This is a genomic window from Streptomyces roseus (genome assembly GCF_001044425.1).
GTDB classification, from domain to species: Bacteria; Actinomycetota; Actinomycetes; order Streptomycetales; family Streptomycetaceae; genus Streptomyces; species Streptomyces roseus.
This window is the reverse complement of the sequence record NZ_LFML01000043.1, coordinates 19660-32975: the sequence shown is the minus strand read 5'-3', so window position 1 is coordinate 32975 and position 13316 is coordinate 19660. Positions and strand designations below refer to the sequence as shown.

The window sequence follows — 13316 nt, the reverse complement described above, 5'->3', positions numbered from 1 at the left end:
GACTCATGGGAGCGCAGCTCCGGGTCTACAAGCGTCGCATCCGTGCCATCACGGCGACCAAGAAGATCACCAAGGCGATGGAGATGATCGCCGCCTCGCGCATCGTCAAGGCGCAGCGCAAGGTGGCGGCGTCGATGCCGTACGCGACCGAGCTCACCCGTGCGGTGACCGCGGTGGCGACCGGTTCGAACACCAAGCACGCCCTGACGACCGAGGTCGAGCAGCCGAGCCGTGCCGCGATCGTGCTCATCACGAGCGACCGCGGTCTGGCCGGCGGCTACTCCTCCAACGCCATCAAGCAGGCGGAGCGGCTCACCGAGCGGCTCCGCGGCGAGGGCAAGGAGGTCGACACCTACATCGTCGGCCGTAAGGGTCTGGCCTACTACGCCTTCCGCGAGCGCAAGGTCGTGGATTCGTGGACCGGCTTCACCGACAGCCCGGCCTACGCCGACGCCAAGCGCGTCGCCGGGCCGCTGATCGAAGCCATCCAGACGGAGACGGCCGAGGGTGGCGTCGACGAGCTGCACATCGTCTACACGGAATTCGTGTCGATGATGACGCAGAACCCGGTCGACGGCCGGATGCTGCCGCTCAGCCTCGACGAGGCTGCGGAGGAGAACGGTGCGAAGGGCGAGATCCTTCCGCTGTTCGACTTCGAGCCGTCGGCGGAGGACGTCCTCGACGCCCTTCTGCCGCGCTACGTCGAAAGCCGTATCTACAACGCACTGCTGCAGTCGGCCGCTTCCGAGCACGCCGCCCGCCGCCGCGCGATGAAGGCGGCGACCGATAACGCCGGAGACCTCATCAAGAGCCTCTCCCGGCTTGCCAACGCGGCCCGCCAGGCCGAAATCACCCAGGAAATCAGCGAGATCGTCGGTGGCGCGAGCGCCATGGCTGACGCGACCGCGGGGAGTGACAAGTAATGACGACCACTGTTGAGACGGCCGCCGCCACGGGCCGCGTCGCCCGGGTCATCGGCCCGGTCGTCGACGTGGAGTTCCCCGTCGACGCCATGCCCGAAATCTACAACGCCCTCAAGGTCCAGGTCTCCGACCCGGCCGAGGACGGCGCGCTGAAGACCCTGACCCTCGAGGTCGCGCAGCACCTGGGTGACGGCCTCGTCCGTACCATCTCGATGCAGCCGACCGACGGCCTGGTCCGCCAGGCCCCGGTGACCGACACGGGCGAGGGCATCACCGTCCCCGTCGGTGACTTCACCAAGGGCAAGGTCTTCAACACCCTGGGCGAGGTGCTGAACTACCCCGAGGCGAACGCCGAGGTCACCGAGCGCTGGCCCATCCACCGCAAGGCGCCCCGCTTCGACGAGCTCGAGTCGAAGACCGAGATGTTCGAGACCGGCGTCAAGGTCATCGACCTTCTCACCCCGTACGTCAAGGGTGGAAAGATCGGTCTGTTCGGTGGTGCCGGTGTCGGCAAGACCGTTCTGATCCAGGAAATGATCTACCGCGTCGCCAACAACCACGACGGTGTGTCGGTCTTCGCGGGCGTCGGTGAGCGTACCCGTGAGGGCAACGACCTCATCGAGGAAATGGCCGACTCCGGCGTCATCGACAAGACGGCGCTCGTCTTCGGCCAGATGGACGAGCCCCCGGGCACCCGTCTGCGCGTCGCCCTGGCCGGTCTGACCATGGCGGAGTACTTCCGCGATGTGCAGAAGCAGGACGTGCTCTTCTTCATCGACAACATCTTCCGTTACACCCAGGCCGGTTCGGAGGTGTCGACCCTTCTGGGCCGCATGCCGTCCGCCGTGGGTTACCAGCCGAACCTGGCTGACGAGATGGGTCTGCTGCAGGAGCGCATCACCTCGACCCGCGGTCACTCGATCACCTCGATGCAGGCGATCTACGTCCCCGCGGACGACCTGACCGACCCGGCGCCGGCCACCACCTTCGCCCACCTCGACGCGACGACGGTTCTCTCCCGTCCGATCTCCGAGAAGGGCATCTACCCGGCCGTGGACCCGCTGGACTCGACGTCCCGCATCCTCGACCCGCGGTACATCGCGGCGGACCACTACGCCACGGCGATGCGCGTCAAGGGGATCCTGCAGAAGTACAAGGACCTCCAGGACATCATCGCGATCCTCGGTATCGACGAGCTGGGCGAGGAGGACAAGCTCGTCGTCCACCGTGCCCGTCGTGTCGAGCGCTTCCTGTCGCAGAACACCCACGTCGCCAAGCAGTTCACCGGCGTGGACGGTTCGGACGTTCCGCTCGACGAGTCGATCACCGCGTTCAACGCGATCTGCGATGGTGACTACGACCACTTCCCCGAGCAGGCGTTCTTCCTGTGCGGTGGCATCGAGGACCTGAAGGCCAACGCCAAGGAGCTGGGCGTCTCCTGATCCGGCGCGCTCCGCACGGGGCGCATCCGGTTCGAAGGCCCGCCGGTTCGCCGGCAGGAGTCCCGACGGAGAGGGGCGGGTGTGTCCCGTCCCTCTCCCCACGCCCATTAGAATTTGACCCAACACCCGGCTGACCCGCCGGGTGGTGACCCGAGGAGCCACCTTGGCTGCTGAGCTGCACGTCGAGCTGGTCGCGGCGGACCGCAATGTCTGGTCCGGCGAGGCCACCCTGGTCGTCGCCCGCACCACGTCCGGCGACATCGGCGTCATGCCCGGTCACCAGCCGCTTCTCGGTGTGCTGGAATCGGGCCCGGTGACCATCCGCACCAGCGAGGGCAACACTGTCGTCGCCGCGGTGCACGGCGGATTCATCTCGTTCGCGGACAACAAGCTGTCCCTGCTGGCCGAGATCGCCGAGCTCGCTGACGAGATTGACGTCCAGCGGGCGGAGCGGGCACTGGAGCGCGCGAAGTCGGAGGCCGATGGGGCCGCCGAGCGTCGCGCCGATGTCCGGCTGCGCGCGGTCACGGGGCACTGAGCCCCGTACCGAACAGGTTTGAGACCTCAGCCGCGGTCCGGTCTGGAATTCTCCAGACCGGGTCGCGGCTGAGGCGATGCAGGTCGTTTTTCGTTTGAGGTATTCGATGAGCGAGGAGGTCGGTGAAGATGCTCCTCGCTCTGCTTGTGAGCGGCCTGGTCGTAGCCCTGGTGGTGATCGGGCTGTTTGTGTTCGGGCTGCGCCGCAGACTGATCCAGCGTTCCGGCGGCACCTTCGACTGCAGCCTGCGCTGGGGGGTCTCCGAGGAACCCGACGTCTCCGGCAAGGGCTGGGTGTACGGGGTCGCCCGCTACAGCGGTGACCGCATCGAGTGGTTCCGCGTCTTCTCCTACTCCCCGCGCCCGCGCCGGCTGCTGGAGCGCTCCTCCATCGAGGTCGTCGCGCGCCGCGCCCCCGAGGGCGAGGAGGAGCTGGCGCTGCTGTCCGACGCCGTCGTGCTCGGCTGTCTCCACCGGGGGACCCGCCTGGAGCTGGCGATGAGCGAGGACGCGCTGACCGGCTTCCTGGCCTGGCTGGAGGCGGCGCCGCCCGGGCAACGGGTGAACGTCGCCTGAGGCCGGACCCGCACCGGCGTATGACATGACGTGACCTGGCATTGTCCCGGCATGGCGTGACGTGGCAGGACGAAGCCGGGAGACGGGGGGCGGACCCCGTCTCCCGGCTTCGTCGTTCATTGGCCCCGCGTGCCTACTGGAGGCCGGCGTGGACCGCGTTCGCGAGCTCGCCGTTCGCCGTGTCCCCGCTGAACTCCCAGTAGAAGGCGCCCCTGAGGCCCTGCTGCTTGGTCCAGCTCATCTTCCCGGCGATGGTGGCGGGGGTGTCGTAGCTCCACCAGTTGCTGCCGCACTTGGCGTAGGCCGTGCCGGCGACGGTGCCGGTGGCCGGGCAGCTGTTCTTGAGCACCTTGTAGTCCTCGATGCCCTGCTCGTACGTGCCCGGCGCGGGCCCGGTCGCGGTGCCGCCGGGGGCGGCCTGCGTGACGCCGGTCCAGCCGCGGCCGTAGAAGCCGATGCCGAGGTTGAGCTTCGAGCCCGCGATGCCCTTGCCCTTGAGCTTGGTGATCGCGGCCTCGGAGTTGAAGCCGGCGATCGGGATGCCGGCGTACGAGGTGAGCGGGGAGTGCGGGGCGGTCGGGCCCTTGGCGTCCCACGCGCCGAAGAAGTCGTACGTCATGACGTTGTAGAAGTCGACGTACTGGGAGGCGCCGGCGTAGTCCGCGAGGTCCAGCTTGCCGCCGTTCGAGCCGTCGGCGGAGATCGCGGCGGTCACCAGGTTGCTGCCGCCGAACTTGGTGCGCAGCGCCGACAGGACGTTCTTCAGGGAGGCCGCGCCGCTGGTGTCGCAGGACAGCCCGCAGGCGTTCGGGTACTCCCAGTCGATGTCGATGCCGTCGAAGACGTCGGCCCAGCGCGGGTCCTCGACCAGGCTGTAGCAGGAGTCGGCGAAGGCGGCGGGGTTCGCCGCGGCCTGGCCGAAGCCGCCGGACCAGGTCCAGCCGCCGAAGGACCACAGCACCTTGATGCCCGGGTACTTCGCCTTGAGCTTGCGCAGCTGGTTGAAGTTGCCGCGCAGGGGCTGGTCCCAGGTGTCGGCGACGCCGTCGACGCTCTGGTCGGCGGTGTAGGCCTTGTCGTAGTCGGCGTAGGCGTCACCGATGGTGCACTTGCCGCCCTGGACGTTCCCGAACGCGTAGTTGATGTGGGTGATCTTCGCGGCGGAGCCGGAGGTGTCCAGGTTCTTCACGTGGTAGTTGCGCCCGTAGACGCCCCATTCGGTGAAGTAGCCGAGCTTGACCTTGCCGCCCGGGTCCGGGGGAGTGGTGCCGCCGCCGGTCGTGGTGACGGAGACGGAGCCGGAGGCGGGGCCCGTCTGGTCGGCGGTGTCGCGGGCGATGACGCTGTAGGTGTACGTCGTGCCCTTGGTCAGGCCGGAGTCGGAGTAGCTCGTACCGGTGACGGTGGCGATCTTGGTGCCGCCGCGGTAGACGTCGTAGTTCTTGACGCCCTTGTCGTCGGTGGCGGCGGCCCAGCCGATGGTCAGCGAGGTGTCGGTGACCCCGCTGGCGGTGGGGGTGCCGGGGGCCGACGGCGGGCTGTCGGTGGGGTTGGAGCCGCCGTCGCAGGAGCCGCCGTTGACCTTGCAGCCGCTGGGCGCGCCGGGGCCGGCGCCGTTGAAGCCGAAGCTGATCGTGGCACCGGGGGCGAGGGTGCCGTTCCAGCCGACGTTCTTGCCGGTCCAGTGGGTTCCGGAGCTGGTGACGGTGGCGTCCCAGGCGGAGGTGACGGTCGTGCCGGAGGGGTAGTCCCACTCGACGGTCCAACTGGTGAGGGTGGTGGTGCCGGTGTTCTTCACCGTCCACTTGCCCTCGAAGCCGGTGCCCCAGTCGGAGACCTTCGTGTACGTGGCCGTCGCGGAGGCGGCGGCCTCGGCGGGGCCGGCCAGGGCCACGAGTCCGGCGAGGGGCAGGGCGAAGGCGGCCACGCTCGCGGCGAGCCTTCGCAGCAGCCGCATGCGGGGTGGGGGTGCCGTGCCGGTTGCGCGTGCTGTGCTCAAGGGTGCTCCTCCGTAGGTCCGTCCCGGCCGTGGGGCCGGCCGGGACTGGGGATGGGACCTGCGCCGCCCGTGAGCACGCTTGTCATGGCACGCTCACCACAGTTGCCGCGAGCGTAGAAAGGTCTGGACCAACCGTCAAGAGGTCCAGACCTCCACTCCGGCACGCCTCTAGAGCCCCAACTCCTGCGCGAGTACAGCCGCTTGGACCCGACTGCGCAGGTCCAGCTTGCCCAGCAGCCTGCTGACGTGCGTCTTCACCGTCGCCTCCGCCATCTCCAGCCGCACCGCGATCTCCGCGTTCGAGAGCCCTTCGCCCAGAGCGGCGAACACCTCCCGCTCCCGCCGCGTCAGCGAGGCCACCGCCGCGGCCGTCCGGGGCGCCAGCGGAGCCCTGACGGGCTGCGGAGCCGCGAACTCGGCGATCAGCCGCCGGGTCACCGCAGGGGCGATCAGGCCCTCCCCGCGCGCGACCGTCCGTACCGCCTCGATCAGCTCGGCCGCGTCCGCGTTCTTCAGCAGGAAGCCCGCCGCCCCCGCGCGCAGGGCCCCGAACACGTACTCGTCCAGGTCGAACGTGGTCAGGACGAGGACGTCGGCCAGCTCCTCCGCGACCACCTGCCGGGTCGCCGAGACCCCGTCGAGGCGCGGCATCTGCACGTCCATGAGGACGAGGTCGGGCCGCAGTTCCCGCGCCAGGCGGACCGCCTCCTCCCCGTCCGCCGCCTCGCCCACGACCTCCACGTCGCCAGCGCTGCGCAGGATCAGCACCAGCCCCGCCCGTACCGCGCTCTGGTCCTCGGCCACCACCACCCGGATGCTCATCCGGTCACCGCCTTCTCCTCCGCGGGCAGCTCCGCCCGCACCAGCCACAGCGATCCCGTACGGCCCGCCGAGAACTCCCCGCCCAGCAGTTCCGTCCGCTCCCGCATGCCGATCAGCCCGGCCCCCGAGCCGGGGGCGCGAGGCCCGGGCCGGTCCCCGTACGGGGACTCCACCCGTACGGCCAGCACCCCGTCCGCCCGCGTCACGCGGACCCGGACCGTGCCCGGGGCGGCGTGCTTGAGGGCGTTCGTCAGCGACTCCTGGACGATCCGGTACCCCGCCAGCTCCACCGGGGCCGGCAGCGGCTCCCCGGGCGGCCGGTCGTCGTGCAGGACGAAGTCCAGACCGCTCGCGGCGCCGTTGACGCGGGCCTGCTCCAAGAGGGCGTCGAGCCCGTCCAGGGAGGGCGTGGCGACCGCCTCCTGCTCCGCGCCCGCGTCCCGCAGCAGCCCGATCAGCCGGCGCATCTCGGCCAGCCCCTGCACGCTGTTCTCCCGGATCACCCCGAGCGCCTCCCGGCTCGTCGCGGGGGAGTCGATGGACAGCGCGGCCGTGGAGTGGATGGCGATGGCGGAGAGGTGGTTGGCCACCATGTCGTGCAGCTCGCGGGCCATCCGGGCGCGCTCGGCGACGACGGCCTGGCTGCGGTCCATTTCGGCCAACAGCGCGGTCTGCTCGGCGCGCAGCCGGGCGGCCTCGGCTGCCTCGCGGTGGTTGCGCAGGGTGGCGCCGGTCAGCGCCGGGCCGAAGCACACGATGCCGGTGATCACGCCGATCATCAGGGACTGCGGGGTGCGCAGCCAGGCCACCGCGGTGACGGTGACGGCGACGGTCACCAGGCCGGTGGTGATCGGGAGCCGCCGGGCCATGGCGGGTTTGCCGTAGACGACGGCCGCGTACATCAGGTCCGTGAAGATCAGGACCGTGCCGAGGTTGCCCACGGTGAACTGGTCGGCGATCACGCCGACCGTGCCGACGGCCAGGGTGACGCGGGGCGCGGTACGGCGCAGCAGCTCCATCGGGCCGAGCACGAGCAGCGGGACCAGGGCGGCCCACGGCGGCAGGAAGTGCCGGTTGTTCGTGCTGTAGACGCCGAGCGACCAGAGCACCAGGCCGGCGAGCACGCTGCACACCGCGAGGAGCACGTCGTCGCGGTGGGGGCGGAAGGTCCTGGCCGGCGTCGCGGCGGCGGTGGTCGGGGTCACGGTCCCATCCAACAGGGCCGGGGAGGGCCGGGCGTCCCCGCGGGGGCGGAGACCGGGCGGGGCGGCAGTACACCGAAGGATGCAGTCACGGTTCGTCACCGGCGACGACGAGGCGGCGCCGATCGGGCGGGAGGCTGGATCCAGTGGTTGCCGGAAGGCCGTACACGGCAACGGAAGGGAGAATCCGGTGCTCGTCACACTGATCATCGCCTGTGAGGTCGGCTTCTGGGTGCTGCTGGCCGGCGGACTGGCGCTGCGCTACCTCGCGGGGATGCCGAGGCTGGGCGCGGCGGTCCTGCTGTGCGAGCCGCTGCTGGAGCTGGTCCTGCTGGTGGCCACCGCGGTGGACCTGAAGAACGGGGGCGAGCCGAGCTGGACGCACGGCCTCGCGGCGCTCTACATCGGCTACTCCGTCGGCTACGGCCACTACACGGTGCGGTGGCTCGACCGGCACGCGGCGTACCGTTTCGCCGGCGGCCCGAAGCCGCCCGGCCCGAAGTACGGCAGGGCCAGGGCGGTCCACGAGTGGAAGCTGTGGACGCGCACCCTGGTCGGCGCGGCCGTCGCGCTCGGGCTGCTCCAGGGGGCGATCTGGTACGTGGGCGGCGCGGCCGACACCGGCGCCCTGCGGAGCTGGCAGTACGTCGCCCTGCGCGTGCTCGCCGTCCAGGCCGTGATCGCCGCCACGTACACGTTCTGGCCGCGCAAGGACCCCGCGGCGCAGCCGCGGGAGGAGAGGACCGCCGCCAAGCCTTGAGAGAAGTGTCTAACGCTCCCCGCCGGGCACCCACAGGACGTCGCCGATCTCCTTGTTGGCCGTGCGGGCCAGGATGAAGAGGAGGTCGGAGAGGCGGTTCAGGTAGGTCGCGGTCAGCGGGTTCATCACCTCGCCGTGCACCTCCAGGGCCGCCCAGGTGGAACGCTCGGCGCGGCGCACCACGGTGCAGGCCTGGTGCAGGAGGGCCGCGCCGGGGGTGCCGCCGGGCAGGATGAAGCTGCGCAGCTTCTCCAGCTGCTCGTTGAAGGTGTCGCAGTCCGCTTCGAGCTTGTCGATGTAGAACTGCTCGACGCGCAGCGGCGGGTACTCGGGGTTCTCGACGACCGGGGTGCAGAGGTCCGCGCCGACGTCGAAGAGGTCGTTCTGCACCCGTACCAGGACCTTCACGACATCCGCCGGCAGCCCGCCGAGGGCGATCGCCGAGCCGATGGCCGCGTTGGCCTCGTTGGCGTCGGCGTAGGCGGAGATCCGCAGATCGGTCTTGGCCGTACGGCTCATGTCGCCGAGGGCGGTCGTGCCCTTGTCGCCGGTACGGGTGTAGATGCGCGTGAGGTTCACCATGGCGCCAGCGTAGACGGCCGCGCCGCGGAAATTCCGGGCGCGGCGGCCACGTCCCGTCTACGGTCCCGCGGGGACGCGGCGCGGGGCCCGCGGCCGACGCCCGGGTCCGGGACCGCGCCGAGGACCTGCGACGGGAGCGGCTGCGTGTGCCGGCGCGGCTCCCGGGCGGGGGCGGCGGGTGAACTGTGCTGCCGCGCACGGCTACTGGGCCGTCGCGGTGTGATGTCCGTCAGTTGAGACGTGACGCGTGTTACTTCGCGGTCACACGAACCCTCGCTGGCGCTAGTCTCCGCCGGAGAGGCTACGAGACTGGGCCGTAGGGAAGAACGTGGGGTGTGCAGTGGCTGGGAAGCTCGCCGTCATCGGTGCCGGACTGATGGGTTCCGGAATCGCTCAGGTCTCCGCTCAGGCGGGGTGGGACGTGGTGCTGCGTGATGTCACCGACGCCGCGCTGACCCGCGGCACGGACGGCATCAAGGCCTCGTACGACAAGTTCGTCTCCAAGGGCAGGATGACGGCCGAGGACGCCGAGGCCGCGCTCGCCCGCATCACGACCACCACCGACCTCGACGCGGTCGCCGACGCCGACATCGTCGTCGAGGCCGTCTTCGAGAAGCTCGAGGTCAAGCACGAGATCTTCCGTGCGCTCGACAAGCTCGTACGGGACGACGCGATCCTCGCGTCCAACACCTCGGCCATCCCGATCACCAAGATCGCGGCCGTGACGGAGCGTCCGGAGCGCGTCGTCGGCGCCCACTTCTTCTCGCCCGTCCCGATGATGCAGCTCTGCGAGCTCGTCCGCGGCTACAAGACGAGCGACGAGACCCTCGCCACCACCCGCGCGTTCGCCGAGTCCGTCGGCAAGACCTGCATCGTCGTCAACCGTGACGTCGCCGGTTTCGTGACGACCCGTCTGATCTCCGCCCTGGTCGTCGAGGCCGCGAAGCTGTACGAATCGGGCGTGGCCTCCGCCGAGGACATCGACATCGCGTGCAAGCTGGGCTTCGGCCACGCCATGGGGCCGCTCGCCACCGCCGACCTCACCGGGGTCGACATCCTGCTGCACGCCACGAGCAACATCTACACCGAGTCCCAGGACGAGAAGTTCGCGCCGCCGGAGCTCATGCGCCGCATGGTGGACGCCGGCGACATCGGCCGCAAGAGCGGTCAGGGCTTCTACAAGCACTGATACACGCACAGAAGCGACACTGAGCACCAGTTCGAATATCCGCACCCGCACGGGTGAATTAGGTATCGGTTCGCTCACGGTCGGCAACCTCACTGCCCGAACGGCAGTCAGATGCAGTGAGAGTTGCCGACCGCGGACCAGTCGGATCCCTACGTACCCGTACCCAGGACTGCCGGGAGCACATATGCACATCAGGGGCGACCACGCCGAACTCGCTGTCGGGGGCCGCCTCGACGTGCGCAGCGCGGCGGACGCCCGTACGGCCCTCCACTGCGCCCTCGACGACGGCCACGGCGACCTCGTGCTGGACCTCACCGGGCTCGACTCCTGGGACGCCACCGGGCTCGGCGTGATCATGGGAGCCCACCGGCGGGCCGGCCGGACCGGCCGCCGCCTCGTCCTGCGCGGGGTGCCGCCGCAGATGCAGCGCCTCCTCGTCGCCACCCGGCTGCACCGCATCCTCGCGATCGAGGGCGGACTGGAAGCGGAATCCCTCCCGCGGGTCTGAGACGGCCACCGTCTACCCTTCCGCGGAAACGTAACGGTCCGGTGGTGATGGCACCCCTGCGGTTCCGTGCACGACCGGCCACCGTCTAGGGTTCGGGCGGAAACCGGACCCGTAGCGACAGCGGAATGTGCGAAGGCCGGACGGTACGACACGACGGCTATGGCGCAGGGCGCGATCGGGGGACGAGGTCATGGACCGCACGCAGGGGCAGCCCGAACCGGTGGAGCAGCCCGCGACGGCAGCCGTGTCTCCGGGGACGGCGCTCGCGCCCGCCGGTACGGGCGCCGCGGCGTCCGCACCGGCCTCCGTCCCCGCCGCCCCCGGCGTCGCGCGGATCGTCACCCTCACCGCCGGGGACTTCACGCTCACCGTGAACCCCGTCGACGGCAGCGAGATAGAACCCCGCCGTCCCGGCACCGGCGGCAGCGCCCCCGCCAAGCGCGACGCCGCCGGCCGCGCCGCCCGGGACGCCGCCGCCCGGCCGCCCGTCCTGCCCGGTCCCGCCGCACCGGCCCCCCCGCTCCTCGCCCGCGACGAGGAACGGGAGCGCCTCGTAAGGCTGCTGGGCCGCGGCCGTTCCGTACGGCTGACCGGCCCCGCCGGCTCCGGCCGCAGCTCCCTGCTCGACGCCGTCGCCGCCGCGTGCGCGCGCCTGGCGCCCGACGGCGTCGTACGGCTGAGCGGGTACGGGCACCAGCAGCCCGGTGAGCTGCTGTACGCGCTGTACGACGCCGTGTACGAGGCCCCCCGGGAACGTCCCGAGCGGGACCAACTCCTGGCCCGCGTGCGGGACATCGGCGCCATCGTGCTCCTCGACGACCTGGAGATGGGCGGCGCCGCCCTCGACGAGCTGCTGCGCGCCACCCCCGAGTGCGCCTACCTGCTCGCCGCCACCCCCGACACCCGCGCCCCCTCCGACGACTCGCACCTGGAGGAGGTCTTCCTCGCCGGGCTCGGCCGGGCCGACTGCCTGGAGCTGCTGGAAGCGGGCATCGGCCGGGCGCTGACCGAGGAGGAGACCGCCTGGGCGGCGGACCTGCGGTTCGCCTCCGAGGGGCTGCCGCTGCGCTTCGTCCAGGCGGCGGCGCTCCTGCGCCAGCGCGACGAACGGAACCGGTCCCGCGCCGAGGACGAGCACGACGAGCCCGGGGTCTTCGACGAGCGGCCGCGCGACGCCGAGGCCGTGCCGCTGCCCACGCTGGCCGAGGCCGCGGCCCCCGCCGAGCTGCTGGCCTCCCGCGTCAGCGAGTCGGCGCGGGCTGCGCTGCGGATCGCGAGCGCGCTCGGCGGGGAGCTCCCGCACCACGCCCACCTGCCGGCGCTCGTCGGGGACACCCACGCCGACGCGGCGGTCGCGGAGCTGCTGGGCTGCGGACTGCTCACCGCCGTCGGCACCCGCTACCGGCTGGCCGCCGGGGTGCTGCGGCAGCTGGAGGAGGCCGGGTACGGGGACACCGCGGCGGAGGAGGCCCGTACGGCCGCCCGCCACTACGCCTGGTGGACCGGGCACGCCTCGGTGACCCCGGAGCGGGTCGCGGCGGAGGCCGACGCGGTGCTGGCCGCGCTGGCCGGCGCGGACGTGGTGGCCGCCGTACTGCTGGCCCGGACCGCGGCCCCGGCGTTCGCGGCCGCGCGGCACTGGGAGGCGTGGGAGCGGGTGCTGCGCTCCGGCGCGGAGGCCGCCCGGAAGGCGGGGGAGGTCGCGGAGCAGGCGTACTTCCACCACGAGCTCGGCGTACTCGCCCTGTGCGAGGGGCGCCTGGACCGGGCGCGGGCCGAACTGGAGGCCTCCATAGGCCTGAAGGGCGCGCTCGCCGACAAGCGGGGCACGGTGGCGGGCCGGCGGGCGCTCGCGCTGGTCGCCGACCGGGAGAAGGCGGGAGTGGAGGTCTCGCCCCCGCTGCGGCTGGAGCCGCCGGCGCCCGCGCCGGCCGGCGGGAGCGCCGAGGCCGTCACGGCGGCGCTGCCACCGGTCGCGCCCGCAGCGCCCGCAGCGCCCGCAGCGCCCGCAGCGCCCGCAGCGCCCGCAGCGCCCGCAGCGCCCGCAGCGCCCACGACGGGCACGATGCGCACGACGGCCACGACGACGCCCATGACGCCCGTGGCGCCTGGGAATCCCGTGGGGCCCGTGAACCCCGTGGTGCCGGTGATCGGCCGCTCGGAGTCCCCGGCGAACCTCACGGAGGTGTTCGAGGACGCCTTCCCGCTCGCCCACAAGCCCGCGCCGCAAACGGCTCCCGCGACCGGGTACGCGACCGCGGCGGCGCCCCGACAGCGCCCGCGCCGCAAGCCCGCACTGCTGGCCGGGGCGGGCGCGCTGACGGTGGTGGCACTGGGCACGGTCATGGCCCTGGCGATGTCGGGCTCGGACGATCCGCAGACCCCGGCGGGCGGGGGCGGCGCGGCGACGTCCTCCACGCCGACTCCGGGGGCATCGGCGCCGGACGTGACGGAGACGAGCGGGAACGTTCCTGCGGCGGGCCCGGGAACCCCGGCCCCCGAAGCCTCGAACCCGGGCTCCCCGGAGTCGACCCTCACCCCGGACCCGAACCAGCCGCCGCGGCCCCCCACGCGCAAGCCGGTCACCCCGCCGCCCTCGCCGAAGCCGTCCTCGAACGGCCCGAAGCCGCCGTCCCCGGACCCGGACCCGGACCCGACGACGCTGCCCACGACGACGCCCCCAGCGTCGCCGGACCCGACGCCCGTCACGACGACCACACCGGCCAGCCCGACGGCGACGCTGTAGCGCCGCCGGGGCCGCCGGAGCGCCGGCGGG

Annotated in this window: 12 protein-coding genes; 8 read left to right on the top strand and 4 right to left on the bottom strand. The window is 71.9% G+C overall.

Translation table 11 applies throughout. From position 1 onward, the window contains the following. Positions 1-5: 5 nt before the first annotated feature. The 4 genes from ACS04_RS11110 (at position 6) to ACS04_RS11095 (ending at position 3478) form a co-directional block, all read left to right on the top strand. Complete coding sequence (locus tag ACS04_RS11110; protein WP_048476396.1) at positions 6-923, top strand: F0F1 ATP synthase subunit gamma; 918 nt, start codon at positions 6-8, stop codon at positions 921-923. After that, positions 923-2365 (top strand): F0F1 ATP synthase subunit beta, encoded by a 1443-nt coding sequence (gene atpD, locus ACS04_RS11105; protein ID WP_048476395.1) that lies wholly within the window; start codon positions 923-925, stop codon positions 2363-2365. The genes ACS04_RS11110 and atpD overlap by 1 nt, the downstream gene beginning before the upstream one ends. A 163-nt stretch (positions 2366-2528) precedes the next feature. Next, positions 2529-2903 carry a F0F1 ATP synthase subunit epsilon gene (locus tag ACS04_RS11100; RefSeq protein WP_030857159.1) on the top strand — a complete coding sequence of 125 codons (375 nt, stop codon included), beginning with the start codon at positions 2529-2531 and terminating at the stop codon, positions 2901-2903. 128 nt (positions 2904-3031) lie between these two features. After that, complete coding sequence (locus ACS04_RS11095; protein ID WP_048476455.1) at positions 3032-3478, top strand: DUF2550 domain-containing protein; 447 nt, start codon at positions 3032-3034, stop codon at positions 3476-3478. A 133-nt stretch (positions 3479-3611) separates the two neighbouring features. Here the strand turns inward: ACS04_RS11095 and ACS04_RS11090 are convergent, their stop codons facing one another. The 3 genes from ACS04_RS11090 to ACS04_RS11080 all read right to left on the bottom strand — a co-directional run bounded on the left by ACS04_RS11090 (position 3612) and on the right by ACS04_RS11080 (position 7504). Then, on the bottom strand, positions 3612-5435 hold the full coding sequence (locus ACS04_RS11090; protein ID WP_048476394.1) for a glycoside hydrolase family 18 chitinase: 1824 nt from the start codon (positions 5433-5435) through the stop codon (positions 3612-3614). A gap of 210 nt (positions 5436-5645) precedes the next feature. Next, entirely contained in the window at positions 5646-6299 is a 654-nt protein-coding gene (locus tag ACS04_RS11085) for a response regulator (RefSeq protein ID WP_048476393.1), read from the bottom strand. Further along, entirely contained in the window at positions 6296-7504 is a 1209-nt protein-coding gene (locus ACS04_RS11080) for a sensor histidine kinase (RefSeq protein ID WP_048476392.1), read from the bottom strand. The genes ACS04_RS11085 and ACS04_RS11080 overlap by 4 nt, the downstream gene beginning before the upstream one ends. A 187-nt stretch (positions 7505-7691) precedes the next feature. Between ACS04_RS11080 and ACS04_RS11075 the strand changes: the two genes are divergently transcribed. Then, positions 7692-8261 (top strand): hypothetical protein, encoded by a 570-nt coding sequence (locus ACS04_RS11075; protein WP_048476454.1) that lies wholly within the window; start codon positions 7692-7694, stop codon positions 8259-8261. A gap of 9 nt (positions 8262-8270) precedes the next feature. On the opposite strand, the gene ACS04_RS11070 is transcribed toward ACS04_RS11075, so the two are convergent. Next, positions 8271-8843 (bottom strand): cob(I)yrinic acid a,c-diamide adenosyltransferase, encoded by a 573-nt coding sequence (locus tag ACS04_RS11070; protein ID WP_048476391.1) that lies wholly within the window; start codon positions 8841-8843, stop codon positions 8271-8273. 340 nt (positions 8844-9183) lie between these two features. Here ACS04_RS11070 and ACS04_RS11065 point away from each other — a divergent pair, with 340 nt between their 5' ends. The 3 genes from ACS04_RS11065 (at position 9184) to ACS04_RS11055 (ending at position 13286) form a co-directional block, all read left to right on the top strand. Beyond that, positions 9184-10032, top strand: a complete 849-nt coding sequence (locus ACS04_RS11065; protein WP_048476390.1) for a 3-hydroxyacyl-CoA dehydrogenase family protein — start codon at positions 9184-9186, stop codon at positions 10030-10032. A gap of 184 nt (positions 10033-10216) precedes the next feature. Then, positions 10217-10540: an STAS domain-containing protein gene (locus tag ACS04_RS11060; RefSeq protein ID WP_048476389.1), complete on the top strand. Its 324-nt coding sequence runs from the start codon at positions 10217-10219 to the stop codon at positions 10538-10540. A gap of 190 nt (positions 10541-10730) precedes the next feature. Further along, positions 10731-13286, top strand: coding sequence for an ATP-binding protein (locus ACS04_RS11055; RefSeq protein WP_053080739.1), 2556 nt, complete (start codon positions 10731-10733; stop codon positions 13284-13286). Positions 13287-13316: the final 30 nt, after the last annotated feature.